This window comes from Sorangium sp. So ce1153 (assembly GCF_051521595.1).
Classification (GTDB): domain Bacteria; phylum Myxococcota_A; class Polyangia; order Polyangiales; family Polyangiaceae; genus Sorangium.
In genome coordinates this window covers 5,945,298-5,971,100 of record NZ_CP150361.1, presented here as the reverse complement: position 1 = coordinate 5,971,100, position 25,803 = coordinate 5,945,298, and the positions used below count along the sequence as shown (strand labels likewise).

22 protein-coding genes are annotated in these 25,803 nt (G+C 71.4%); 6 read left to right on the top strand and 16 right to left on the bottom strand.

Translation table 11 applies throughout. The features are described 5' to 3' along the window. Positions 1–23 precede the first annotated feature (23 nt). The 6 genes from WME85_RS21235 to WME85_RS21210 form a co-directional block, all read right to left on the bottom strand. Complete coding sequence (locus tag WME85_RS21235) at positions 24–1,055, bottom strand: ABC transporter ATP-binding protein (protein WP_437840522.1); 1,032 nt, start codon at positions 1,053–1,055, stop codon at positions 24–26. Further along, positions 1,052–2,065, bottom strand: a complete 1,014-nt coding sequence (locus WME85_RS21230; RefSeq protein ID WP_437311256.1) for an ABC transporter ATP-binding protein — start codon at positions 2,063–2,065, stop codon at positions 1,052–1,054. Before WME85_RS21230 ends, WME85_RS21235 begins: the two co-directional genes overlap by 4 nt. A 24-nt stretch (positions 2,066–2,089) precedes the next feature. Further along, a complete protein-coding gene (locus WME85_RS21225; RefSeq protein ID WP_437840521.1) occupies positions 2,090–3,145 on the bottom strand; it encodes an ABC transporter permease in 1,056 nt (351 codons plus the stop codon). Positions 3,146–3,147: 2 nt separating this feature from the next. Next, a complete protein-coding gene (locus WME85_RS21220) occupies positions 3,148–4,068 on the bottom strand; it encodes an ABC transporter permease (protein WP_437840520.1) in 921 nt (306 codons plus the stop codon). 372 nt (positions 4,069–4,440) lie between these two features. Next, positions 4,441–4,806, bottom strand: a complete 366-nt coding sequence (locus tag WME85_RS21215) for a glutaredoxin domain-containing protein (RefSeq protein ID WP_437840519.1) — start codon at positions 4,804–4,806, stop codon at positions 4,441–4,443. Between the two features lie 340 nt (positions 4,807–5,146). Beyond that, positions 5,147–6,115 (bottom strand): quinone oxidoreductase family protein, encoded by a 969-nt coding sequence (locus WME85_RS21210; RefSeq protein ID WP_437842339.1) that lies wholly within the window; start codon positions 6,113–6,115, stop codon positions 5,147–5,149. A 107-nt stretch (positions 6,116–6,222) separates the two neighbouring features. Here WME85_RS21210 and WME85_RS21205 point away from each other — a divergent pair, with 107 nt between their 5' ends. Both WME85_RS21205 and WME85_RS21200 read left to right on the top strand, forming a co-directional pair. Further along, complete coding sequence (locus WME85_RS21205) at positions 6,223–7,782, top strand: GH1 family beta-glucosidase (protein ID WP_437840518.1); 1,560 nt, start codon at positions 6,223–6,225, stop codon at positions 7,780–7,782. Between the two features lie 448 nt (positions 7,783–8,230). Further along, positions 8,231–11,749 carry a family 43 glycosylhydrolase gene (locus WME85_RS21200; RefSeq protein WP_437840517.1) on the top strand — a complete coding sequence of 1,173 codons (3,519 nt, stop codon included), beginning with the start codon at positions 8,231–8,233 and terminating at the stop codon, positions 11,747–11,749. A gap of 40 nt (positions 11,750–11,789) precedes the next feature. On the opposite strand, the gene WME85_RS21195 is transcribed toward WME85_RS21200, so the two are convergent. Then, complete coding sequence (locus WME85_RS21195; protein ID WP_437840516.1) at positions 11,790–12,203, bottom strand: ester cyclase; 414 nt, start codon at positions 12,201–12,203, stop codon at positions 11,790–11,792. Positions 12,204–12,651: 448 nt separating this feature from the next. On the opposite strand from WME85_RS21195, the gene WME85_RS21190 reads away from it, so the two are divergent. After that, on the top strand, positions 12,652–14,058 hold the full coding sequence (locus WME85_RS21190; RefSeq protein WP_437840515.1) for a hypothetical protein: 1,407 nt from the start codon (positions 12,652–12,654) through the stop codon (positions 14,056–14,058). Between the two features lie 6 nt (positions 14,059–14,064). Here the strand turns inward: WME85_RS21190 and WME85_RS21185 are convergent, their stop codons facing one another. The 4 genes from WME85_RS21185 to WME85_RS21170 form a co-directional block, all read right to left on the bottom strand. Beyond that, positions 14,065–15,009 (bottom strand): fibro-slime domain-containing protein, encoded by a 945-nt coding sequence (locus WME85_RS21185; RefSeq protein WP_437840514.1) that lies wholly within the window; start codon positions 15,007–15,009, stop codon positions 14,065–14,067. A gap of 212 nt (positions 15,010–15,221) precedes the next feature. Continuing rightward, positions 15,222–16,427 (bottom strand): SO2930 family diheme c-type cytochrome, encoded by a 1,206-nt coding sequence (locus tag WME85_RS21180; RefSeq protein WP_437840513.1) that lies wholly within the window; start codon positions 16,425–16,427, stop codon positions 15,222–15,224. Further along, positions 16,402–17,799: a parallel beta-helix domain-containing protein gene (locus WME85_RS21175; protein WP_437840512.1), complete on the bottom strand. Its 1,398-nt coding sequence runs from the start codon at positions 17,797–17,799 to the stop codon at positions 16,402–16,404. Before WME85_RS21175 ends, WME85_RS21180 begins: the two co-directional genes overlap by 26 nt. A 112-nt stretch (positions 17,800–17,911) precedes the next feature. Beyond that, positions 17,912–18,628 carry an SDR family oxidoreductase gene (locus WME85_RS21170; RefSeq protein ID WP_437840511.1) on the bottom strand — a complete coding sequence of 239 codons (717 nt, stop codon included), beginning with the start codon at positions 18,626–18,628 and terminating at the stop codon, positions 17,912–17,914. A 62-nt stretch (positions 18,629–18,690) separates the two neighbouring features. On the opposite strand from WME85_RS21170, the gene WME85_RS21165 reads away from it, so the two are divergent. Continuing rightward, the gene (locus WME85_RS21165; RefSeq protein ID WP_437840510.1) at positions 18,691–19,578 is read left to right on the top strand and encodes a LysR family transcriptional regulator; all 888 of its coding nucleotides are present in this window, start codon (positions 18,691–18,693) and stop codon (positions 19,576–19,578) included. Between the two features lie 59 nt (positions 19,579–19,637). On the opposite strand, the gene WME85_RS21160 is transcribed toward WME85_RS21165, so the two are convergent. From WME85_RS21160 to WME85_RS21145, 4 genes are all read right to left on the bottom strand, one after another. Next, positions 19,638–22,043, bottom strand: a complete 2,406-nt coding sequence (locus WME85_RS21160) for a glycoside hydrolase family 31 protein (protein WP_437840509.1) — start codon at positions 22,041–22,043, stop codon at positions 19,638–19,640. A 70-nt stretch (positions 22,044–22,113) separates the two neighbouring features. Continuing rightward, positions 22,114–22,857 (bottom strand): DJ-1/PfpI family protein, encoded by a 744-nt coding sequence (locus WME85_RS21155; protein WP_437840508.1) that lies wholly within the window; start codon positions 22,855–22,857, stop codon positions 22,114–22,116. 49 nt (positions 22,858–22,906) lie between these two features. Beyond that, a complete protein-coding gene (locus WME85_RS21150) occupies positions 22,907–23,215 on the bottom strand; it encodes a DUF3817 domain-containing protein (RefSeq protein WP_437840507.1) in 309 nt (102 codons plus the stop codon). After that, positions 23,212–23,580 carry a hypothetical protein gene (locus tag WME85_RS21145; RefSeq protein WP_437840506.1) on the bottom strand — a complete coding sequence of 123 codons (369 nt, stop codon included), beginning with the start codon at positions 23,578–23,580 and terminating at the stop codon, positions 23,212–23,214. Before WME85_RS21145 ends, WME85_RS21150 begins: the two co-directional genes overlap by 4 nt. A 213-nt stretch (positions 23,581–23,793) precedes the next feature. Here WME85_RS21145 and WME85_RS21140 point away from each other — a divergent pair, with 213 nt between their 5' ends. Further along, positions 23,794–24,831, top strand: coding sequence for a GlxA family transcriptional regulator (locus tag WME85_RS21140; protein WP_437840505.1), 1,038 nt, complete (start codon positions 23,794–23,796; stop codon positions 24,829–24,831). On the opposite strand, the gene WME85_RS21135 is transcribed toward WME85_RS21140, so the two are convergent. Further along, a complete protein-coding gene (locus tag WME85_RS21135) occupies positions 24,782–25,123 on the bottom strand; it encodes a hypothetical protein (protein WP_437840504.1) in 342 nt (113 codons plus the stop codon). The two genes, WME85_RS21140 and WME85_RS21135, sit on opposite strands and share 50 nt — an antisense overlap. A 133-nt stretch (positions 25,124–25,256) precedes the next feature. On the opposite strand from WME85_RS21135, the gene WME85_RS21130 reads away from it, so the two are divergent. Further along, positions 25,257–25,748, top strand: a complete 492-nt coding sequence (locus WME85_RS21130) for an NADAR family protein (RefSeq protein WP_437840503.1) — start codon at positions 25,257–25,259, stop codon at positions 25,746–25,748. Positions 25,749–25,803: the final 55 nt, after the last annotated feature.

The window sequence follows — 25,803 nt, the reverse complement described above, 5'->3', positions numbered from 1 at the left end:
GCACTACGCGCCGTCGGATCACCTCACGGATGCGTAGGGGCAGTGGGCAACTCGGTGAGGTGGCAAGCAGCCCAGTGTCCAGGACGACGCTCCTCCAGCAGAGGCGCCTCGATGCTGCACCGCTCCATCGCATAAGGACAGCGGGTGTGGAAATGGCACCCGGACGGCGGATTCAGCGGACTCGGCACCTCGCCGACGAGCGTCAGCCGGCGCCGCTTGCGCTCCACGTCAGGATCCGGGACCGGGATCGCCGACAGGAGCGCCTGCGTGTAGGGATGCTGCGGTGAACGGAATAGTGCATCTGGGCGAGCGCGCTCGACGACCCGGCCGAGGTACATCACCGCGATCTCGCTTGACAGATGGCGAACCACCGCGAGGTCGTGCGCCACGAACACGTACGTGAGCGACAGCTCGCGCTGGAGCGAGGCGAGCAGGTTGACGATCTGCGCCTGGATGCTCACGTCGAGCGCGCTGACCGGCTCGTCCGCGATCACGAGCTTCGGGTTCAGGGCGAGCGCGCGGGCGATGCCGATGCGCTGCCGCTGGCCGCCGGAGAACTCGTGCGGGTAGCGCCGCATGTACGACGGCGAGAGCCCCACCATCTCCATGAGGCGCGCCACCTCGCGGAGCGCCTCGTCCCGCGACCCGACGAGGTCGTGCGTGAAGAGCGGCTCGGCGATGAGGTCGTGGACCGTCATGCGCGGGTTCAGGCTCGCGTACGGGTCCTGGAAGATCATCTGCATCTCGCGGCGCGCCTTGCGCAGCGCGCGCGGATCGAGCGTCAGGACCTCCCGGCCGTCGATCTTCACGCTCCCCGACGTGGGCGGGACGAGGCGGAGGATCCCCCGGCCCGTCGTCGACTTGCCGCAGCCGGACTCGCCGACGAGGCCCAGCGTCGCGCCGCGCTCGACGTCGAAGGAGACGCCGTCGACCGCGCGCACCGTGCCGACCTGCCGCTGGAGCAGGCCGCGCCGCACCGGGAAGTGGATCTTGAGGTCGCGCACCGACAGCAGCGGGGCGCCCTTCGGCGGAGGGGTGGCGGCGGAGGTGGTCATGGCGCTCGTCCGGCGACGTCCTCGACATGGCACCGCACGACGTGCAGCGCCTTCCTGTCCCCCTCGCCCGAGACGACGCGCGGCAGCGGCGCCTCCTCCCGGCACACGGCGACCGCGTGCGCGCAGCGCGGGTGAAACGGGCAGCCCGGCGGCAGGCGCGCGAGCGACGGCGGCATCCCGGGGATCGGGACGAGGTCCGCGCCGCGCGCGTCGTCGAGCCGCGGGATCGAGCGCGACAGGCCGATCGTGTACGGGTGCTGCGGGGCGTGGAAGATCGCGCCGACCGGGCCCTCCTCGACGATGCGCCCGGCGTACATGACCGCGACGCGATCGGCCATCTTCGCGACCACGCCGAGGTCGTGCGTGATGAGGAGGACCGCCGCGCCGAGCGCCTCCTTGCGCTCGCGGATGAGGTCCAGGATCTGCGCCTGGATCGTGACGTCGAGCGCCGTCGTCGGCTCGTCGGCGATCAGCAGATCGGGGTCGCAGAGCAGCGCCATCGCGATCATCACGCGCTGCCGCATCCCGCCCGAGAGCTGGTGCGGGTAGTCGTCGATCCGCGACGCCGCCGCGGGGATGCCCACGGCCTGCAGGATCTCGACGCTGCGCCGGCGGGCCTCGGCGCGCCCCATGCCGCGGTGGAGCTCGAGCACCTCGATGAGCTGCTCGCTCACGCGGAGGTAGGGGTTCAGCGACGTCATCGGATCCTGGAAGATCATCGCGATCCGGTCGCCGCGGATGCGCTCCATCCGCGCCTCGCTCGCCTCGACGAGGTCCTCCGCGATGCCCCGCTCGGACTCGAGCAGGATCTGGCCGCCGACGATCCTGCCCGGCGGGTCGGGGATGAGCCGGAGGAGCGAGAGGCTCGTCACGCTCTTGCCCGAGCCGGACTCGCCGACGATCCCGAGGACCTCGCCGCGATCGACGCTGAAGGAGATGCCGTCGACCGCGCGGACCACGCCCTCCTCGGTGAAGAAGTGCGTCTTCAGGTTCTTGACCTCGAGCAGCATGGTCCGTTCGGGCGGGCGGGCCCTTCAGTCCTTTCGGATGCGCGGATCGAGGGCGTCGCGGAGCCCGTCGCCGAGGAAATTGAAGCAGATCAGCGTGAGCGCCAGCATGAACGCCGGGAAGATGAGCTGCCAGGGGTAGAGGTCCATGGCGTCGGCGCCCGTGGACGCGAGCAGGCCCCAGCTCGAGAGCGGCTCCTGCGTGCCGAGGCCGAGGAAGCTGAGGAACGCCTCGGTCATCATCACCTCGGGGATCGTGAGCGTCGTGTAGACGATGATCGGGCCGAGCGCGTTCGGCACGAGGTGCCGGAAGATCAGCGCGGCGTGGCCGACGCCGATCGAGCGCGCCGACTCGATGAACGGCTGGCTCCGCAGCGCGATGACCTGGCCGCGGACGATGCGGGCCATCGTGAGCCAGGAGATGCCGCCGAGCGCGGCGAAAACGACGACGATCTGGAAGATGGGGAAATAGCTCGGGTCGGACGGGTCCTTGACCGCGACGCCGAGCACGACCTTCCAGGCGCGGTAGAGGACCGTCTGGTCGTTCGCGAAGAAGACCATGAGCAGGATGACGAGGATGAGGAACGGGAACGTGTAGAGCACGTCCACGATCCGCATCATGATCGCGTCGACCTTGCCGCCGAAGTAGCCGGCGACGCCGCCCCAGCTCACGCCGATGACGAAGCTCACGAGCGTGGCGACGATGCCGACGGCGAACGAGATGCGCCCGCCGAAGAAGACGCGCGCCATCATGTCGCGGCCGAAGTAGTCGGTGCCCATCCAGTGGGCGAGCGACGGCGGCTGCGCGCCGAGCTTGAGGTCGGCCTTGTCGTACCGGTAGCTCGAGAGCTCGGGGACGAGGACGCAGGCGACGATCATCGCGATGAGCACCGCGCCGCAGGCGACGGCCGCGCGGTTCTTGCGGAGCCTGCGCCACGCGTCGCGCCCGAGGCTCGACCCCTGCTCGAGCGCGTCGAGCCGCAGCGGGCCGGCCGGGCGCGGCGCGGCGCCGCCAGGGACGGCGGGCAGGTCGCCGGGGGCCGCGGGCGCGGCGGCGTGCGGCGGGGGGGCGGCGGGGGGCATGGTCAGCGCAGCTCCACGCGCGGGTCGATGAAGGCGTACGCCACGTCGACGATCGCGTTGAAGAGCATGAGCAGGAAGCCGTAGACGAGCATGACCCCCATCACGAGGTTGTAGTCGCGGTTCGTGGCCGCCTCGACGAAGTAGCGGCCCATGCCGGGGATGTTGAAGATCTTCTCGACGACGAGGGAGCCGACGAGCAGGCCGCTGAAGCCGGGGCCGAGGAAGCTCACGACCGGGAGCAGCCCGCCCCGGAGCGCGTGCTTCAGCACCACCTTGCGCTCGGAGAGCCCCTTGGCACGGGCGGTGCGGATGAAGTCGGAGCGGATCACCTCGAGCATTCCGCCGCGGGTGAGCCGCGCGATGTAGGCGGCCACCGGGAGCCCGGCGCAGATGACCGGGAGCACCATGTGCCGCCACGTCTCCCACCGGGCGACCGGGAACCAGTAGAGCTTGAGCGAGAAGACGAGCATGAGCAGCGGCGCGAGCACGTACCGCGGCACGCTGAGGCCGACCATGGCGACCGCCATCGCCGCCGTGTCCTTCCATGTGTTCTGGCGGATCGCCCCGATCACGCCGAGCGGGATGCCCATCGCGAGGGCGAAGAGCATCGCCCAGAACCCGAGCTGCATCGACACGGGCAGGCTGAGCGCGATGATCTCGTTGACGGTGCGGTTCGGGTACTTGAACGTCGGGCCGAGGTCGCCCTTCGTGACGAGCGCAAGGAGCCAGTCGCCATACTGCTTGAGGACCGGATCGTTCAGGTGGTACTTCGCGTCGAGCTGCCGCTGGACCTCGACGGGCACCGCCCGCTCCTGATCGAACGGGCCGCCCGGCACGACGCGCACCAGGACGAACACGAGGGTGGCGACGAGCAGGAGCGTGGGGATGATCGAGAGCAGCCGCTTGATGGCATAGGTGCTCACGGGGCGCCGCCTCCTGACCCGAGGGATCGCCGGGGGGCGCCGGGGTGGACCACGTCACACGAGGAGGGAGCCGCGTCGCTCCCCTCGTCATCCCGCCGCCTTCCGTGGATCCCGAGCGATGTCACGAGGTGCCTCCGTGCTGGCGTCCTTCAGCGACGCGACCGCCGCGAGAGGCGCGCCGCGACCTCCCGCATATCACGGAATCGCCGGCCAGCGCGGCGTTTCGCGCGGCGCTGGCCTCGACCGCCGTCGAGGCGGCCTGGGCGCTCGGGCGATCATCGCCGGCCGGCCCTGCCGCGACCGCAGGGCGGGAGGTGGCGTGTCCAGATCGACGTATCCCTGTCGTGGGCCTGCGCGGCACGCGGGCGCGCTTCAGGGCTGCTTCTTGAGCTTGCCCTGGTCGCGGAGCTTGACGAGCTCGCTGTGGCCGCCTTCGAGGACGCCGTCGATGAATACCATGGGGAACGTCGGGAAGCCGGCCCAGAGCTTGAGGGCGAGCCGCTCCTTCCACTTGGAGAGATAACTGCCGTACTCCAGGTAGGTATATTGAACGCCCTCCTGATCGAGCAGCTGGCGCGCCTTCTTCACGACAGGATTCTGCGCCATCCCGACGACGACCACCCGGTCGCGGCTCACCGCGGCGGCGACCTCATCGACGATGGCGCGATGGAAGCTGGCGACCTGAGACTTCACCGCCTCGGACACCTTCTCGGGAGCAAGCGTGGGACGTTCTGACATGGTATGCACCTCCGCGGCGGCAGCCTAACGGCACGGAGGCGGCACGGTCAACTTGCGGAGCCGGACGGCGCTACCGCGCTTCGCCGCCCAGCTCGAGCGCCCCCGAGCTCCTCTCGCGGTGCCTGCGCGGGGGGACGACAGGGCGCCAAGAGAGAGGAGAGAATCAACCGCCAAGAGCGCCAAGGACGCCAAGACGAGAAAGAGAGATGGAGAGTTTCATGACCAATCCGCCACGAGATGGCTGAATGCCGAGCACCAGGAGAGACTCGAAAATCTTCATCTCTTCTTGGCGCTCTTGGCGCTCTTGGCGGTCAATCTTCTCTCTCTCCCTCCCTGCGCGCTACGGGATGAGCAGCACCTTCCCCGTCGTCGCGCGCCCAGCGAGCGCGCGGTGCGCCTCGGCGGCGTCCGCCAGCGGGTACGTGGCGCCGATCGAGATGGTGAGCTCGCCGCGGGCGATCGCGCCGAGCACGTCGCCGGCGCGCTCCAGCAGCTCCTCGCGCGTCGCCGTGTAGTGCTGGAGGCTCGGGCGCGTGAGGTAGAGCGACCCCTTCTGGCTCAAGATCTGCGGATCCAGCGGCGGCACCGCGCCGCTCGCCTGGCCGAAGAGCACCAGCGTGCCGCGCAGGCGGAGCGCGCCCAGGCTCTTCGCGTAGGTGTCGCTGCCCACGCCGTCGTAGACGACGTGAACCCCGGCGCCGTCCGTGAGCCGGCGCGCCTCGGCCTCGAAGTCGGCCTGCTTGTACAGGATCACCTCGTCGGCGCCCGCCTCGCGCGCGAGCCGCGCCTTGTCCTCGGTCGACACCGTGCCGATCACGCGCGCGCCGAGGCGCTTCGCCATCTGGCAGAGGAGCAGGCCCACGCCGCCCGCGGCCGCGTGGACGAGGCACGTGTGGCCCGGCCCGAGCGCGAACGTGGAGCGCACGAGGTAATGCGCCGTCATGCCCTGCAGCATCGCCGCCGCAGCGCGCTTCGCCCCGACGCCCGCGGGCACGGGGACGAGCTTCGCGACCGGGATGCGGACGTGCGTGGCATACGAGCCAGGGCTCCCGGACCACGCGACCTCGTCGCCCTCCCTCACCTCGGTGACGCCCGGCCCCACGGCCTCGACGCGCCCCGCACCCTCGAGCCCGAGCGGGATCGGCGGCTCGATCTTGTACTGGCCGCTCCGCTGGTAGATGTCGATGAAGTTCACCCCGGCGGCCTCGACGCGGACCACGGCTTCACCGGGGCCCGGCGCCGGCGTGGGGTGCTCCTCGAGCTTCATCACCTCGGGGCCGCCAGCGGCACTCGGACGGATCGCGCGCATGCCGCCCATGTTGTCGAGCCGGAGCCGGCCGTCAAGCGGCGGCGCAAGGAGCGACAGCCATGGCTGTCCACTTGCTGTCCATCGGGCGCCGTGGATGATGCGCACCCATGTCCGCTTCCACTCCTTCCGAGTCGCTCACCCAGCGCAACGCCTCTGGAGCCTCCCCCACCCTGTCCGCTGCAGCGGCGCCACCCGCGGCTGCAGCCTCATCCGGCGCCGCGCCCGCGTCGCCGCCGGCCGCCTCTGCCGGCGCCGGCCCGGCCGACACGACGGCCGCGCCGTTCCCCGCGGACTTCCTGTGGGGCGCCGCCACCGCGGCCTACCAGATCGAAGGCGCCGCCACCGAGGACGGCCGGGGCCCCTCCGTGTGGGACGTCTTCTCGAACACCCCCGGGAAGACCTTCGAGGGCCACACAGGGAACGTCGCCTGCGACCACTACCACCGCTACAAGGACGATGTCGGGCTGCTCGCGGAGCTCGGGGCCAAAAGCTACCGCTTCAGCGTCTCCTGGACGCGGGTCCTCCCGGAGGGCACGGGCAAGGTCAACCCGAAGGGGCTCGACTTCTACGATCGCCTCGTCGACGAGCTGCTCCGCCGCGGCATCGTGCCGATGTGCACGCTGTTCCACTGGGACTTCCCCCAGGCGCTCCAGGAGCGCGGCGGGTTCCTCCAGCGCGACGTCGCCGAGTGGTTCGCCGACTACACGACCGTCGTCGCCAGGCGGCTCGGCGACCGCGTGCCGTGGTGGGTGACGCAGAACGAGCCGCAGGCCTTCATCGGCAACGCGCTCCTCGACGGGAACTTCGCGCCCGGGCTCAAGCTCCCGTACCGGGACTTCCTCACCGCCGCCCACAACCAGATGCGGGCCCACGGCAAGCAGGTGGACGCCCTGCGCGCCGCGGCCAGGGCCGCGAAGGTCGGATACGTCCTCGCGACCCAGGTGCAGCGCCCGGCGACCGAGGACCCGGCCGACGTCGAGGCGGCGCGCGAGGCGATCTTCTCGGTGTACGAGCGGCACCCGTGGAACAACGCCTGGTGGATCAGCCCGGTGCTCGAGGGGCGGTATCCGGAGAGCGGACTCAAGCTCTTCGGCAACGACATGCCCGATTTCCCCGCCAGCGACTTCGACGAGATCAAGCGGCCGCTCGACTACCTCGGTCTCAACATGTACTCGGCCGGCACGTGGCGGCAGGGCAAGGACGGCAAGCCCGAGCGCGTCGCGTCCCCGCCCGGCTACCCGCGCGCCACGCTCGACTGGCTGCAGGTGGTGCCCAGCACGCTGTACTGGGGCTCCAGGTACTTCTGGGAGCGCTACAAGCTGCCCATCGGCATCACCGAGCACGGCACCGCCACGCGAGATCAGGTGTTCCTCGACGGCAAGGTGCACGACCCGCAGCGCATCGACCTCATGCACCGTTACCTGCTCGGCCTGGCGCGCGCGGTCAAGGAGGGAGTCCCGGTGCTCGGATACTGGGCCTGGTCGCTCCTCGACAACTTCGAGTGGGCCGAGGGCTACAAGGAGCGTTTCGGGCTTGTGTACGTGGACTACAAGACCCAGCGGCGCATCCCGAAGGACTCGTTCTCGTGGTACAAGGAGGTCATCGCGACCGGCGGCCGCTCGCTCCTCGGCCCGACCGCCGTGGCCTGGGACAACGTGACCGGCTGAGCCACAGAGGCCCGCGGCGCGGCGCGGATCGTGCCGCGCCTGCGGCTGATCCCACCAGCCTGTTGCCGCGTGTGCTTGTCGTTCGTCGCCTGAGCGCGCCCTGCGGCAGGTCGGCGACCCGCTGAGCTCGGCGATTCGTCAGGCACCATGGCGGACAACAACGTCCACCCAGGGCGCATCGCTCACAGACAGAGATGAGATCCGCGCGCTGCGGAACGACAGCGGTCGAGCCCGCTGCCTCATGTTGCACGCTCCTCGAGTCGATCGCGCGCGACTGGCGGCTTGACAGCGCGCGCTCAGCCATTGCCTACTTCGTCTTGTAGAGGCCGCGCGTCTCCTTCGTCATCGACGACGCATTTGCCGAGCGGCTGCACGGGCGGAGGAGAAGCTCATGGTGCGATGCCTGGTCTCGTCTCGACGCCTGGGCCAGCGTTGCGCTGCGACGCTCATGTCGACCTCGCTGCTCCTCCTGGGTGGCTGCGGGGATGACACCGAGCCAGCGCGCCCCTCGGGTGCCACCGGCGCCGCGACGGGGGTCGGCGGGGGCGACGGCGGCAGCGGGGTCAGCGGGGGCGACGGGCACGGCGGCGCTGGGGGCGACGGGCACGGCGGCGCTGGGGGCGACGGCGGCGCTGGGGGCGACGGCGGCAGCGGTGGAGAGGCGTTCGAGAAGTACACGAACCCGCTCGCGATCAGCATCCCCGGCGGCGGGGCGGTCACGAGCTGCCCGGACCCCGCGATCCTCGGCGGCCAGGCCTCCGGGGACGGGCGCTGGTACCTCTTCTGCAGCTCGGGTCCGCTGAACGGAGATGACAGGGACTCAGGCGGTGCCCTCCGCGAGCACCTGCTCCCGATCCTGCGGTCCGACGATCTCGTCGCGTGGACCTACGCCGGTGACGCGCTCGACGCGCGCCCCGTATATGCATCGGAGAACGCGGAGCTCAGGGCGCCGGATATCCAGCGCGTCAACGGCAGATACCACCTCTATTACACGGTCACCGAGGTGATCGGGGGCGGCAGCGCCATCGGCGTGGCGACGAGCGACAGCCCGGCCGGGCCGTGGGTGCAGCAGGAGCTGCCCGCGGTGGAGCCGCACCCGGCGCCGTGCTGCTCCGGGTCCAGGCGCTCGGTCCAGGACCCCAGCGTCGTCACGGACGAGAGCGGACAGCGGTACATCTACTACGGCGGCATCTACGGCGGCATCTCGGTGCGCGCGCTGTCGGAGGACGGGCTGATCGCCGATCCCCTGAGCCAGACCGAGGTCGCCATCCCGAACCGCTACGAGGCTGCCCACGTCGTGCGGCGCGACGGGTACTATTACCTCTTCGGCTCGGCGGCGGGCTGCTGCAGCGGGCCGCTCTCGGGATACAGCGTCTTCGTCGGGCGCTCGAGGGGCCCTTTCGGTCCCTTCGTCGATCGCGAGGGTGTCCCGCTGCTCGAGGCGAGCGTCGGCGGCACCCCGGCGCTCACCCTGAACGGCAACCGCTGGGTCGGGACGGGACACAACGCGGTCTTCACCGATCTCGCCGGCCAGGACTGGACCGTCTACCACGCGGTAGATCGGTTCGAACCGTACCTCGAGGAGACCGGCGGCAGCCTCCTGACGAGGCGACAGCCGCTCCTGGATCCGCTGGACTGGATCGACGGGTGGCCGACGGTGCGCGGTGGCCAGTGGGCGTCGGATTCGCCACAGCCGGCGCCCGCCGCGCGCGAGGGCGACGAGGGGCACCACCTCGTGGAACCGCCGGCGGACGACGCGCCAGGCGCGGCGCTCGACGCCTACTCGGACGAGTTCGACGGGGCCGCGCTGGGCGCCCAGTGGCGCTGGGTGCGCGAGCCTGCCGCCGGCACGTTCGGCCTGAGCAACGGCGGCCTCCGGTGGAACACCCAGGGCGCCGACCTCTTCGAGGACCTCGACAGCGCCTCGGTGCTGCTCGAGCCGGCGCCCGCCGACGACTACATGGTCGAGACGAAGCTCACCCTCGATCTGCCGCCCGAGGGCTGCTGCTTCAACTTCGCGCAGGCGGGGCTGGTCGTCTACCGGGACGACGACAGCTTCGTGAAGCTCGTCAGCTATTCGAGCTGGGACACGCGACAGATCGAGTTCGCCAAGGAGGTCGCCCCGGCGCAGGCGGGGTATCCGCGGTACGGCAGCACGGTCCTCGCCGCAGCGCAGAAGACGATATGGCTCAGGCTGGTCCGGCGCTCGGGCGACGGCGGCGAGCGCTACACGGCGTACTCGAGCCTCGACGGCCAGACGTGGGCGCGCGGCGGGACGTGGACTCACGAGCTCGGCGCAGGGGCGCAGATCGGGCTCGTGTCCATGGGGGCCCCGGACAGCACCACGTGGCCCGCGACGTTCGCGTATGTCCGCGTCCATCGCCTGGGCGCCACCGGCGACGGGGCGGGCGGCTCCGGCGGCTCCGGCGACGGCGCAGGCGGCAGCGGCGGTGCGGGCGGCGCCGTGTACACCAACCCGGTGATCCCGGGGGATTTCGCGGATCCTTCCGTCATCCGCGTCGGTGACGACTACTGGGCGACGGCCACGAGCTCCGAGTGGGGCGCGCCCTTCCCGCTCCTCCACTCGACGGATCTCGTGAACTGGGAGCGGGTGGGCTCCGTGTTCTCCGAGCTCCCCTCCTGGGCCTCAGGGAGCCTCTGGGCGCCCGAGATCAGCGAGGACGGCGGCCGCTATCACGTCTTCTACACGGCGCGGCAGCGCGGCGGCCCGCTGTGCGTCGCCGCGGCCAGCGCCGAGGCGCCGGGAGGGCCGTACACCGACCACGGGCCGCTCACGTGCATGGACGTCGGATCCATCGACGGCTTCCCGATCCGCGACGAGAACGGCGTCCGCCACCTCGTCTGGAAGGAAGACGGGAACAGCGTCGGAGCGCCGACGCCCCTCTGGGCCCAGGAGCTCTCCGAGGACGGCACCGAGCTCCTCGGCGCGCCTGTCGCGCTCTTCCAGAACGAGCCCTCGTGGGAGGCGAACCTCGTCGAGGGGCCCTATCTCATGCGGCATGGCGGCCACTTCTACGCCTTCTACTCGGGCGCGGGCTGCTGCGGCAAATCGTGCAGCTACTCGCTCGGCGTGGCGCGCGCGCCGGGCCTCCTCGGGCCCTGGGAGAAGAACCCCGCGAACCCGATCCTCGCCGGCAACGAGGTCTGGAAGTGCCCCGGGCACGGCAGCGTGGTGGACGACGGCGGCGGGCGGTTCTTCCTGCTCTACCACGCGTACAGCGTCGAGGACTCGGTGTTCGTGGGCCGCCAGGGCCTGCTCGACGAGGTGATCTTCGGCGCCGACGGCTGGCCGACGATCCACGGCGGCGACGGCCCCAGCGCCACCGCCGAGGCGCCCCTCGCGCCCCAGGCGCCGTGGCCCGCGGAGATCGTCGACGAGTTCGACGGCGACGCGCTCGACCCGCGCTGGCAGTGGCCCGCGGCGGCGCCCACCGGCGCGGCCCTCGATCCGACCGACGGCGGGTGGCTCACGCTGCCGGCGGCGCCGGCGGCCCCGGGGAGCCACCTCGGCGCGGTCGTCGGGCGCCCGACGCTGCGGGGCGACTACGAGGTCACGACCGAGCTCGCGGTCGAGCCGGACGTCCAGGCGGGGCTCGCGGCGTACGGCGACGGCGCCAGCGCCGTCGGGATCTCGGTGGGCGGCGGGGTCGCCGCCGTCTTCCGCCTCGCGAACAGCGCCAGCGAGGTGGTGGCCGAGACGAGCGCCCCCGGCGGCGCGCAGCTCCGGATGACGGTCGCGAACGGGCACCTCTTCCGCTTCGCGATCCGCGCCGCCGACGGTGCCGCCGAGTGGGCCCCGCTCGGCGGCATCGTCGACTCCGAGGCCGGTCCCGACCTGCCGCCCTGGGACAGCGCCGTGCGCGCGGCCCTCTTCGCGATCGGCCCGAGCGGCGCCTCCGCGCGGTTCGCGTCGTTCCGCATGGAGCAGCCGGAGCGCCAGCCCTGAAGCCGATCGAGCGCGCGCGGGGGGCCGCGCGCAGCGCGCGTCAGCCGAAGCCCTCCAGCCCGAGCTGATCGAAGAAGGCCTTGTCGTCCTCCTGCAGCCACGCCTCGCGGAGCTGGCCGTCCTCGATCCGGTACATGGCGAAGCCGTGCTTCTCGTAGTGTTTGCCCGAGGGCTCCGCGCCGAAGAGCGGGCCGAGGTGCGTCCCGCGCTCGACGTAGTGGGCGACCACGAGATCGTTCTCCGCCACGAGGTCCAGCAGCTCGATGACCACATCGGGGAACGCCTGCCAGTACAGGCTCAGGAGCTGCGTATAGCCATCACGTCCCGGCTTGCAGAGCGGGTGGTGCACCGTGAACTCGGGGTGCATGATCTCGCTCCACAGCTCGGGCTTGCGCTGGGTCACGGCCTCGAGCAGGTGACGTCGCACGAGCTGCTTGTTCGCTTCCGCGGACACCTGTGCAAAATCTCCTCCAATCATAAATTTACACAGTACATCCGCGTGCGTGCGGATGTCCATCCCCTTCCCTGCGCCGCGGTCGCCTCGCAGGTGTTGCGCCCGTCGTCGCCCGTCGTCGCCCGTCACGGGCTAGCGCGATGCCGCGCGCGCGAACGCGAGGATCGCGCCCCGCCGGTCCAGCTCCGTTGTCCGCGACGTGGGTAAAAGGAGCAAGTCCTCGCACAACGTCTGTTATTCGCCCGGCGGCGCATCATCATCGTGGCTCGGACCGGAGACGCCGTTGGCCGGCAGGGCCCTCAACACATGTGTTTGCCGGCGAGGGGCCGGGCTCATGCGCGCAAAGGCCCTGCGATCCGGCCGCGAATGATCTAGTCTCCACGTCTTTGCTCGCGCGCGTGCGCGTGCCGACGCACAGGCGCTCACAAAGGACCAAAGGACATACGACATGGCTCTACGCAACGTTGTAGTCACGCTCACGGCGACAGGTGTGATGTTCCTCTCCGCGTGCGATCCCGGCGATCCTCCACCCGGCGCCGGCGGCTCGGGCGGCGCCGGCGGCTCGGGCGGCGCCGGCGGCGCCCCCGAGCCGCACTGTGGTGCGCCGTCAGGCGGCCCGACGATCCACGAGGGCGATGTGAACGAGAGCGAGACCTGGACCGCGGAAGGGAGCCCGCACATCGTGAGCTTCCCTGTCCGCCTCCGCAGCGGCGTGACGCTCACGATCGAGCCCTGCGCCGAGGTGCTGCTCGAGGAGGACACGGGGATCTCCGCGATGGACGAGGGCGCCGAGCTGATCGCCGAGGGCGCCGAGGCGCGGCCCATCACGTTCCGCGGCAGCGAGGGGGCCCGCTGGAACGACGTGCACGTCGCCTGGCCGGGCAGGGCGACGCTCCGGCACGTGATCCTCGAGGGGGGCGGCGGCGACCGCTTCCACGCGAACGCGACGCTCTCCGCCTATGGCGCGTCCGCGACCCCGTCGGCGCCGGCGCTGCTCGTCGATCACGTGACCGTGCGCGGGTCGCTCGGCGCCGGGGTCGTCCTGCTGCGGGCTTCCTCGTTCGCCGAGGGCTCGACGGATCTCGTGATCACCGAGAGCGGCGGCGAGGAGCACCCGTATCCGCTGGAGCTCGGCGAGCAGGCGCTCGGCTCGATCCCGGCCGGCGTGTACACGGGCAATCGCAAGGACGAGATCCTGATCCAGGACGAGGGCGCCAATCAGAGCTCCGGGCTGCAGCAGGACACGACCCTGCGCGACCGCGGCGTGCCCTACCACTTCGGGGACTGGCGCGACGCCCGCTTCAACGTCGGCGCCGGGGGCGAGGGCGCGCCCCTGACGACGCTCACCATCGAGCCCGGTGTCACCATCCGCTTCGAGCCCGGCAACTGGATGCAGATCGAGCACTTCACCGGCGAGTTCGCGGCGAGCGGCGTCCTCCGCGCCGTGGGCACGCCGGAGAAGCCCATCGTCTTCACGTCGGCCGCGGAGACCCCCGCGCCCGGCGACTGGGGCGGGCTCTGGTTCGGCGGCATCCCGCGCGACGAGAACGTCCTGGAGAACGTCATCGTCGAGTACGCGGGGTTCGACTGCGGCTGCATCCTGCTCTCGTGCAACGATGTCACGACGTTCAACGGCGCCGTCGTCTTCAGCCAGGCGCCGGGCAGCGCGTTCATCCAGCAATCGACGATCCGCCACGTCGCCGGCCACGGCGTCACCCGGGGGTGGAACGGCACCCCCGGGCCCGACTTCGTCACCGGGAACACGTTCGAGGACGTGAGCGGGTGCAAGCAAACGCGCCCCTGGGTCGAGGGCCAATCGTGCCCTGATCCGAAGCCCGCCTGCCCGGAAGACTGACGGGCCTCAGCGCGGCACGTCGACGGGCACGAAGCAGGAGATGTTCGTCTCGATGTGGAAGTTCGACCCGTCCGTGTGGCGCTCCGCGTGGAAGATATCCATCGGGTAGGTGGTGCCCGGGTAGATGCCCAGATACTGGGCCTGCGCGTCGAAGTCGATCACGCCCGACTCGGGCCCGTGCATGGCGCCGAGGTCGAGGGCGAGCTTGCCGTTGACGAAGATCCACATGTCGTCGTCGCCCCGGAAGCTGAACTTCTGGCCGGCGACGTAGCCGAACTTGAGGTGGATCTCGGTGGTGAAGCTGAAGTTCTGGTTCTTGCCGTTGGGCGGGTCGATCCCGAACCCCTCGGTCGGCAGCAGCGGGAAGAAGTCCGAGCTGTCGAAGATGAACTGACCCGATCCGGGCGCCGACTCCTCGAGCTCGAGCGTCTTCTCGAAGGTCATGTTCACCCCCGGCACGTCCCGATACCACTGGTCGAAGGTGTTTTTGGCGTTGATGACGACCTGGTTCGCGGTCGCGTTGGCCTGGCAGTCGAGCGGCGTCTGCAGGTCCGGGGGGCACCCCACCGAGTCGAGGAACTGCGGCTTCTGCTCGGCGTCGAGCTCCGGCTTCACGAGCTTGCGGCGCACGCCGTCGCCCCGGAAGTCCATCTCGAAGTCCGGGTGCATGCCCGTGAAGTCGCGGTAGACGACATCGAGGACGCTCTTGCACTCGCTCTCGCCGCCGCCGGCACCGCCTGCCCCCACGGTCAAGTTGCCGCCCGAGATGGAGCCGATATCGTCGATGCCCCCGGTGCCGCTGCCGCCCGCCGGCGTCCCGGTGGCCGTGCTGCTGCCAGGACCGGAGGTCGTGTCGCCGCTCCCCCCCGTATCTTCCGGCTCACCGGACCCAGAGGAACACGCCATGGCGGCGACGGCGAAGGTAAGCAAAAAGAAGGATCTGGGTGACATGGGAAGCACTCCTGGCAAGCTGTAGGACAACCACACCGGATCGACTTTGTCAACCGCGTCTCGTGGCGGCCATTTACTTCAACCACGCTGCTCGCTGATCGGCTGCGGCCACTGCGATTGCTGCAAGCGCGAGCTCATGTCGCTCTGCGGCAACTGCGCGCCGCGCAGGACAGCCGCCTCGATCTCGCTCCTTCCCTTCCCGCGCGTGGGCCTCAGGGCGAGGCGGGCTGATCCGGGGCGGCCGGCGCGTCGCCGCACCCCTCGGGCTCCATCTCGGCGATCCAGGCGCGGATGAGCGCGATGCCGTCCGCGTCCGGGAGGCGATTCGATAGCTCCGGCATCTTGATCTCCGGGTCGGTCGAGCCCATCCGGAAGACCATGATGCTCTCGTCCGGCGCCCCGGGGACGATATCGAAGGCGTTCCCGCCCGTCCCCGCGCCGGCCGCGGCCGCCACCTTGCACACGCCGTTCTTGGACGGCTCGGTCTCCCAGCCGAGCAGCACCAGCCCGCTCACGCCGCCGCCGCCGCCCGGGCGGTGGCAGTGGGCGCAGTTGCCGTGCAGGTACGCCCGGGCGCGGGCGTCGAGCGGCGCGTCGCCAGCGGGATCCGGGAAGCTCGGCAGCGCCTCGGGCGCAGCCCAGAGGGGCTCGCGGAAGAGCCCCTGCTCCTCGAGCCAGGCGAGCTGGTTCCGGGGCGCCCCGTCGACCAGGATGTCGCGGTTCAGCTGCGGGGTGATCAGCCCGAGCACCTCGGTGCGGTCGTCGCGCTCGTGGCAGCTGTTGCACTGGTTCGTGTTGGGGACGAGGTACTTCGCGCGCGCCGGGCTCCCCGATTCGTCGATCGTGTCGAGCTCGATCCGGGTGCCCGCGATGGTGCGGGTCGCCTCGGTCTGCTCCTCGTTCCACACGTAGGTGTGCGGCTTCCACCCCTTCTCCGTGAGGATCAGCAGGCGCGTCTCGAGGATGCGGGCGGCGCCCTCCGGCTCGCGCCGATCGAGCGACAGGAAGAACGTCTTGATCACGATGGTGCCGATCGGAAACTGCCAGTCTTCCACCTCGCCCGCCGCGATCTTCTCGCCCTCCGGGAGTACGAGGAAGCGCCCCTTGCCCGCGTGATCGGCCCAGAGCGGCGCGGCGACCGTGTAGGGCACCACGCCGGCTGCCGGCTTCAGGTCCGCGAGCGCGCCCTCGAAGAAGCCGTACTCCGACAGCGTGTCGTACGGCATCGCCTTCGCCGGCGGCTCCGGATCGGGCGGATCGGGCTGGTCCGGCGGGTCGGGCTGATCCGGCGGGTCGGGCGGCAGCGCGCTGACCGGCGGGGTCCCCTCGTCGCCGCCGCAGCCGGGCGCCGCGAGCGCCGCGATCGCCAGACACGCGCCGACGACGCCGGCGCTAAGGCTGCTCTGGAAGCGGATCATAGGCGCACGCGACAGCCGATACATCCTGGCTCTCCTCCGGCAGCTCGCCGCAGAGGTTGAAGTTCACGTACGTGGCCTCGGGCTCGGACACACAGTTGGTGAGGTGGCCGTCGTCCTCGGCGCTCGCGTCCGTACACCCGTCCCACGCCACGTCGGGCATCGGCCGGATCGACGTGAACTCGGAGAAGAACGGGAGCGGGTCCATCCCGTTCTCCTCGTAGGCGTTGTCGTGGATGAAGTTGCCCTGCGGGAAGAGGTCGAAATCGGGGTTCATCACCTCGCCGAGCAGCATCTCGTTGTAGCTCACGATCGCCACCGCGACCGACTGGTTACCGCGGATCTCGTTCTCGTGAACCTCGTTGTCGTCGGACGCGAGGATCATGACACCGAGCCCGGACGGCAGGCCGGAGACGACGGTACCAGGGGCGGCGAAGTTCGGGCCGTTGTTGTTCTCGATCCTGTTGCCGTACACGTTGGCCCGCTTGCCGTCCTGGACCGGCAGGTCCGGCAGGTTGAAGAGGAGCACGCCGCCCGCGTTGTCGTGGGCGTAGTTGTCGCGCACGACAGCGTCCGTCGAGTTCTCGATCTCGATGCCGGCGACGTTGCCGTATGCCTCGTTCGAGGCGACGAGGATGTCCTGCGACTGGCCCACGTAGATCCCGGCGTCGCGCGCCCCCTTGACCACGCAGCCCTCGATCAGGACGTCGGTCGAGCCGACCGGGTAGAGACCGTACGCGCCGTTGTCGTCCGAGGCGTCCGCCTCCCACATCACGGCGACATCGCGGAACGTGATCCCTTGCACGCTGTCGGCGCGGATGCCGTCGCCGGGCGTGTTGCGCACCTGGAGCGCCTCCACGGTGACGCCGTCGCTCCGGATGAGCAGCCCGTTACCGCCGGTGTCCTGGTCCGAGAAATCGAGGATCGTCTCGTCCTTGCCCGCGCCGACGAGCGTCACGTCGTCGACGTCGAGCGACACCTCGGTGGTGAACGAGAACGTCCCCGCCTCGAAGCAGATCGTCGCGCCGGGCTCGGCGTCGATGAGCGCCGTCTGTACAGTCGTCGTGTCGTCGTCGCCCGGCGCGAGCCGGACCGAACAGGCATCCTCGCCGCCGCTGCCGCCCGCGCCGCCGCCGCCACCGTCTCCCCCCTGCCCGCCGCCCCCCTGTCCGCCGCCGTCGCCCCCCTGCCCGCCGGTCCCCCCGCCGATCGGATTGACGCCGTTCTCGCTGTCACCGCAGGCGACCGCCGCTGCCGCCAGGCTCAGACAGGCTCCCAGAACGAAATGTCGATGGAATTTCACGCCCGCACGGTACTGGAGCGCGCCCGGGTTGTCCACCTCCGGCACCGGCCGAGTCGCGTCGAAAGGGTGCACGGGACGCGTGGAAGCCGGGAGCGCTCCTTTGCTGAACTCGGCGTCTTCCCCTCTCGTCGCCTCGACGCGCGGCGCTCTTCATCGCCTCGACGCGCGGCGCTGGCCACCAGGCTCAGACGAGGCGGTGCCCGCCGTCGACGTGCAGCACCTCGCCGGTGGTGAACCCGTTCCCCATCAGGAAGAGCGCGGCGTCCGCGATGTCCGCGGGCGCGCCGACGCGCCCGACCGGGAGGCGGCGCGCGTGCTGCGCGAAGCGCTCCTCCTTGGCGCCGCCCGCGATGGAGTCCCATACCGGCGTGTCGACCCAGCCCGGCGACAGCGCGTTCACGCGCACCGGCGCGAGCTCGATGGCCAGGGCGCGCACGAGCGACATCAGCGCGCCGTTCACGGCCGCGACGACCGCTCCGCCGGGCCCCGGCCGCACCGCCGCGATCCCCGTCGTGAAGACGAGCGAGCCGCCCGGCTCGATCCGCGCGTGCTTGGCGACGTGGAGCGCCGCGACGAGCTTCGAGTCGATCAAGCGCCGCGCCGCGGCGATATCCATCTCGCGGACCGGCTGATAGTGGCCCTGCACCGCGGTCACCACCACGTGGCGCGCGGGCGGGTGCTGGTCGAACAGACTCCGCACCTCCGCCTCCTGCGTCACGTCGGCGGCGAAGGTCCGCACGCGGCGCGCGTCCCCGAGCTCCGCCGCGGCGCCGGCGAGCTTCTCGGGCGAGCGGCTCACGAGCGTCAGGGTGGCGCCCCGCGCGAGGCAGGCCCTGGCCACGCCGAGGCCGATGCCCGACGAGCCTCCGATCACCACGACATGCTGTTGTTCAAGGTTCATGTCGAGAGACGTAACCCCGGCGCCCGCTGGAAACCATGGGACGCTGTGGCATGCTTCATCCCATGAGCGGGATGATCTCCCTCGAGGACGTGCGGCTCTTCGCGACCGTCGCTCAGCACCTGAGCTTCGTGGAGGCGGCGCGGCGCACGGGGGTGCCCACGAGCACGGTGAGCCGCCGGGTGGCGCAGCTGGAGGAGGCGCTGGGCGTGCGGCTGCTCCAGCGCACCTCGCGCCGCGTCGGCCTCACCGGCGAGGGCGCGCGGCTGCTCGAGCGCGCGGGGCCGCTGCTCGACGAGCTCGGGTCGGTGCTCGACCGGGCCGCGGACCGCGACGAAGAGCCCGCGGGCAGGCTCCGGGTGACGGCGCCCGTCATGACGGGCGCGCAGCGCATCGCGCCGGCGCTGTTCTCCTTCGCCGCCCGGCACCCGCGCCTGACCGTGGAGCTCACGCTCACCAACGCGGTCGTCTCCCTCGTCGAGGAGGGCATCGACCTCGCCTTTCGCGCGGGGCCCGTTCAGGACGCCGAGCTCGTGGCGCGGCGCATGTGGTCGCTCCCGTACGCGCTGGCCGCGTCGCCGCGCCTCGTGCGCGAGGCCCTGAAGGGCCGCACCCGGCTCGCCCGCGCCTCGCTCGGGTCGGTGCCCGCCGTCCTGAGCCAGCCGGGCGGCGCCTGGCGCCTGCGCCGGCGGGACGGCTCCGTCGAGGAGGTCCGGCCGCGCGCGCAGTGCTGCGTGAACGATCCGCGGGTGGCGATCGCCGCGGCGGCGCAGGGGCTGGGCGTCGTCTGCGCGCCCCGCGAGGTCATCGCGCAGCAAGGCGAGGCGCTCGTCGAGCTCACCGTGACGGGGCGCACGGTCGAGCCTCGCGAGCTCTTCGCCGTCTACCCGTCACGGCGGCTGCTCCCCTCGCGCGTGCGCCTCGCGCTCGACTGGGTGCTGAAGCACGGCTGACCGCGCCGACCGCGCCGACCGCGCCGACCGCGCTGCCGCCCCCGCCGCGCCGCCGGCCGTCAGGTCGCCCGCAGCTCGATCCGCTGCCAGTCGGCCTCGACCTCGACCTCGACCACCCCGTCCAGCACGCGGTGCGACCGCGCCCCGGCCACGGAGCGCGGCGCCGGGACACCGTGGACGCGGATCGTCTCGACCTCTCGCGCGAGCGGCAGCTCGCCCTTCGCGCTGCGCTCGAGCGTGAACGTGCCGCCGTCGAGGCCGCCCGAGAGCTGCGTGAGGCGCGAGGCGCCGTGGCCGTCGCCCTCGTCCTCGTAGAGGCGACCGCGCACCGCCTCGGCCGCGTGCACGTGCCAGGTGATCTCCTCCCAGCGCGCCGTCGTCGTGTGCATCCGCGGCGCGGTGAGCGCCACCGCGCCCCCGGCGCGCAGCCACACGGGCACGACCCCGAGCGGCGCGTCGGCGATCACGTGGCGCCCGCCCTCCTCGACCTTGCCCGCGCCCTCCAGGTTCGCGAAGTCCATCCACGCCCCGGCGGGCAGGTACGCGAGCCGCTTCGACTGCCCCGGCCGCACCACCGGCGCGACGAGCAGGTCGTCGCCGAACAGGAGCTGATCGTAGGCGTGGAGCGCCTCGGGGTCGTCCGGGGCCGCGAACGACAGCGGCCGCAGGACCGGCAGGCCCGTCTCCGCCGCCTCGTGCATCAGCGTGTACAGGGCCGGCAGGAGCCGGTAGCGCCGCTCGAGCAGCGCGCGCGCGAGGTCGAGGTACGGCTCGCCGAAGCGCCACGGCTCCTGCGCCGGCCTGCCCCGGGCCGCGTGGTTGCGCATCAGCGGATAGAACAGCCCGGCCTGCATCCAGCGCACGAGCAGCTCGCCGTTCGCGCGGCCGACGAAGCCGGGGATGTCCGCGCCGACGAACGGCACGCCCGAGAGGCCGAGGCCGAGCAGCATCGGGATCGACGCCTCCAGGTGCGTGAAGTTGCTGGCGAAATCGCCGGTCCACACGGCGGCGTAGCGCTGGATGCCGGCGAAGGCGGCGCGCGTGAGCACGAACGGGCGCCGCGCGGGCGCGTGGCGCGCGAGCCCCTCGTGGGCGGCCCGCGACATGCCGAGCCCGTAGACGTTGTGGACCTCGAGGTGGCGCCGGGCGCCGTGGCGCGCGTCGTACGGGAGCGTGCTGCCCTCGATGGTGCCGAGGCCCGAGGTGCGCCCGCCGTTCGGCCCCGGCAGGCCCCGGTCGGGCTGGACGGAGAAGCACGCCGGCTCGTTCATGTCGTTCCAGATGCCGGCGACGCCCGCGTCGATGAACGGTCTTTGCAGATCGCCCCACCAGCGCTGCACCTCCTCGCGCGTGAGGTCCGGGAAGACCGCCGGGTCGGGCCACACCTCGCCGACGAGCACGCCGCCGCGCGACAGCCGGACGAGGTAGTCGCGCGCGCGCGCCTCCTCGTAGACGGGATAGCCCTCGTCGGCCTTGATCCCGGGGTCGACGATCGTCACCAGCTTGACGCCCTCGGCCGCGAGCTCGCGCGCGAGCCCCGCGGGATCCGGGAAGCGCGAGCGGTCCCAGGTCCACACCCGGTAAGCGTCCATGTAATCGATGTCGAGGTGGACCGCGTCGAGGGGCAGCCCGCGCGATCGATAGCCGCGGACGACGTCGCGCACGTCGTCCGCTGTCTCGTAGCCCCAGCGCGACTGGTGGGCGCCGAGGCTCCAGAGGGGCGGCATCGCCGGGCGCCCCGTGACGCCGGCGTAGCGCCGCAGGACGTCGGCCGGGTGCGGGCCGGCCATGAGGTAGACGTCGAGCTCGGGCCCCCGCGACTCCCACGTGACGCGACCCGGGTCGCTGAGCGCTATATCGACCTCCGAGCGCCACGGCTCATCGAGGAAGAAGCCCCAGGCCACCCCGCCGCGCAGCGCCACGAAGAAGGGAATCGAGGCGTAGAGCGGGTCAGACTCGACGTGAGGCGGGAAAGCGTCGGTGTTCCAGAACGTGAATCGGAGGCCGCGCTTGTCGAGCGGGCCGACCTTCTCGCCGAAGCCGAGGTAGGCCTCGCCCGGCGGCGCCTCGAGCGAGAGCCGGGAGCGGAGCTCGTCGACGGGAAAGGCAGGCTTCACCTCCCCGGAGACCCCGTCGCAGCGCGCGAGGGTGCGGCCCTGTCCATCGCTGAAGGTCCATGTGCCCGAGGCGAGCGAGACCTCGAGAGAGGCGCCCTCGGCGCTGACGTGGAGGGTGTCCCCCTCGCGGCGGGCGGAGAGCGGCAGGGCGCCTTCGGCCACCACGGCGGCCACCACGGCGAAAGAGCGCTTCTGCGGCAGCTCGGGGTGCGTGAAGCCCGTCACGGCGGACGAGGGGGCGTGGCGCACGCGCAGCACGCCGGGACCTGGACAGCGGATCTCGACGGCTGCGCGGGCGCCCCAGAGGAGCACGTGAGTCGCGCCGATCGAGACGTCGGAGAGGTGCATCCCGCGACTCTAGCCGGGCCTGACCGCCACCGCCAAGACAGGAGCGCGTCTCCGGGGAGGCGGATGGCTGTCAAACGGTGTTGACGGTCTCCGCGACCCGCGGGCTCCTGCCCCATCTCGCTTGATGAGCCTGCGCGATCGTCAGGGCTTCGGTCGCGAGCCCGTGAAGGAGGGCGGTCGCCTGGGCCGTCAGCTCGGGCCCGGCTCGGCCGGGGCTCCCCGAGTCGAACGGCGGCTCCGGATCGTACTCGATCATGAGCTGGGTCAGGCGCGCGAGGCGTTCGCCTCGGACCTGCGCCAGCAGCGCATGGCCGAAATCGACGCCGGCCGTGACGCCGCCGGCGGTCACGCGGTTGCGATCGACCACGACGCGCTCCCGGACCGGGGTGATCCCGCCGAGGGCCGCGAGCGCGTCGTAGAGGGCCCAGTGGGTCGCCGCGCGGTACCCCTCGAGGAGCCCCGCGGCGCCGAGCACGAGGGAGCCAGAGCAGACCGAGGTGATGAACTTCGCTGTCCTCGCGCGCTCCGCCAAGAACGCCAGGATCTCGGGATCCTTCATGGCGGCGTTGGAGCCGAACCCACCCGGGACGAACAGGATGTCGAGGTCCCTGGGCGCGTCGGCGAAGGTCACGGTCGGGACCAGCGCCCCGCCGCCGTCGGACGGCACCGGAGCCAGCGTGCTGGCGATGAAATGACTGTTGCTGTGCAGCGCGAGGACCGCCTGTGGGCCGATCAGGTCCAGCATCGTGAACCCTGGATACAGCACCATGCCGACCTCGAGCCGCTGGCCCGGAAATAACCCGCTCGTTTCCATATCGACCCCTTTCGCATTGATGTTGTCGTGAGCCGCGGTGTCACCGCGGTCAGCCAGAAGTTGAGTGGTCTCCGTCAGCGGCGCGTCGCAGCAGCCGCTCGGCGGCGAGGAACCCGAACGGGACGAGCGACAGGCCGAGCACGCGGAGCAAGCTCCTCGCGGAGACCGCTCGCTCGAAGTACGCCCGAGAAGCGACCGAGAGCAGCGCGAGGAAGAGCAGGCCGTGAAGGGTCCCGGCGACGCGCACCGCGATCGCCAGGCCGAGACCGTACTTCAACGGCATGGCGACCATCAGGAGGAGCAGCAGGGATGCCCCTTCGACGACGCTCGCCAGACGCAAGGAACGCAGCGAGGTCACTGGAACACCTGCGACCACGTCGGCTTGAGGACCATGAGCCCGACGACGAAGGCGAGCGGAAGCGCAGCGCACGAGAACGCCAGAGGACCCCGCTTGCCACGCGAGACGCAGTAGACGAGAATGACATTGGAGCCGACGGAGAAGGCGAGCCCGCCGACCACCCACAGCTCGAACATCCGAAACCCACCGAGGGCGGCCAGGGCGTACCCGGCGCACCAGGTCGCGAGCAGGCTCGGAGAGGCGATGTTGTGCACGGCGCGCTTCCGCTCGAGAGGCTCCGCCGTGACGAAGCTCGCGACGAGCCCGCCGGCGTACCCCATCGCGCCGAGGAATTTCACCGTCAGGACCAGCTGATACACCGTCATCTCTCACCCTGGAGCCGTTCACCGAAGCCCCGCGTTCCCGCCTGGCGACGATCGATGTCATCGCACGCGCGCCGCGGCCGCGCGAGCGGCTGAAACGCCAAAGATCGCCAGGTTCTGGCCAACCGGATCGAACGCCATCCCGGAGCCGAGATCCCCGCAGGTCGTCGCGTGCGCCGGCCTGGCGCGATCGCGGCCTCCGTGCATAATCCGGCCATGCACCGCGTCGCCATCGTCGCCTTCGACGACGTCGTGGCCTTCGATCTTTCGATCCCGAACGAGGTGTTCGGGCGCGTGCGGCTCCCGAGCGGACGCCCTGGCTACGAGGTCCGCGTGTGCGGCGCCGCGAAGGAGGTCGACGCCGGGGGCTTTCGCATGCGGGTCCGCCACGGGCTCGAGGAGCTCCGCAGGGCTGACACGGTGATCCTCCCGGGGATCGCCGATATCGCTCGCCCCGTGCCAGAGCGGTTGCTCCGCGCCGTGCGGCGGGCGGCGCGCGCCGGGGCCCGCGTCGCCTCGATCTGCAGCGGTGCGTTCCTGCTCGCCGCGACGGGGCTCCTGGACGGGCGGAGGGCGACGACGCACTGGATCGTCGCCGGGGAGCTCGCGCGGCGGTTTCCGCGTGTCGATGTCGACCCGAGCGTCCTCTACGTGGATGGCGGACAGCTCTTGACGTCCGCCGGCGCGGCGGCTGGCTTCGATCTCTGTCTGCACATGGTCCGGCTCGATCATGGGGCGGCCGTCGCGGCCGAGGCGGCGCGTCTCGCGGTGATGCCCCTCGAGCGCGACGGCGGGCAGGCGCAGTTCATCGTGCACGCGCCGCCCACCGCCGACGGCGGCTCGCTGCGCCGCGTCCTCGACTGGATCGAGGAGAACCTGCGCAAGGAGATCGCGCTCGGCGACATCGCGCGGCAGGCGGCGATGAGCGTCCGCTCGCTGAGCCGGCACTTCAAGGAACAGACGGGCATGACCCCGCTGCAGTGGCTGCTGCGCGCCCGCGTGCGCAGAGCGCAGCTCCTGCTGGAGACGACGGCGCGATCGGTGGAGCGGGTGGCGACCGACGCCGGCTTCGGCTCGGTGGCCGCGCTCCGCCAGCACTTCCACCGCGTGGCGGGCACCAGCCCGCAGGCCTACCGGAGGGCGTTCCGGAGCCGCACGCGCGCGGAAGGGCCCACGCCCCGCGCCGCGACGCGGCTTTCGCCGATCAGAACGGGTTCAGCCCCGCGTACAGGACCTCGTGCTGGTGGAGCTTGATGTTCTGGTCCACGCTGAACTCGTAATTGGTGAGGCGCCTGATCGGCAGCCCGCTATCGAGCCGCAGCACCAGGATGTGCGAGCCGCGGCCGCCATGGGTGGTGGCGCCGATGAAGATGTTCGTGTGCGCCTCGGCCTGCGTCATGGGCTCCTGCGTCAGGTACACAACCCCCTTGTGGTCCGGGCGGAGCACCCCTTCATGCAGGATCCCGCTCAGCCCTTGCTCGTCCGTGTAGTGAAGATAGACGTAGTGCTCGGAGAGGATGGCCTGGAGGATCTCGTCGCCGGTCATGGTCGTCGATCCTACGACCGTCCTTCTCTTCGTGTCCAGGCCCGAGGCGGCGGCCTCCTTCCCGGATCCGCGTCGTGCTACGACACACAGCCGCCGCAATGCCTGCATCCCATCGAGGCGTCGAGGTGCCGAGGTGCCAATCTACTTCTATCTACCGCGGGACGCCTGGGGCTGGATGTCGAACTTCTCGCCGCACGGGATCGCGCTCGATGGCGCGTTCTGGCCGACCGTCGAGCACTTCTTCCAGGCCGCCAAGTTCACCGGGACCGATCCGGCGCACGCGGACGCGATCCGGCGCGCGCCGAGGCCGCGCGACGCGGCGCGCATGGGGCGCGACCGGAGCCGCCCGCTGCGGTCCGACTGGGAGGCGGTCAAGGACGACATCATGCGGCGCGCCGTGCGTCGCAAGTTCGACACACACCTCGATCTGCGGCATCTGCTGCTCGACACGGGAGACGACGAGATCGTCGAGGCTTCGCCGATCGACTTCTACTGGGGGTGCGGAGGCGACGGCTCCGGACTCAATCGTCTGGGGCAGATCTTGATGGATGTGCGCGCGGCGCTGCGGTCGGCTCCCCCGGCCGAGACGCCGGCCGCCGCGCCGCGGCGCAAGCGCGGGCGCTGAGCGGTCGCCCGGAGGACATGAACGGCCGGCGGGGGCTCGAAGGGCGGCGGAGGAC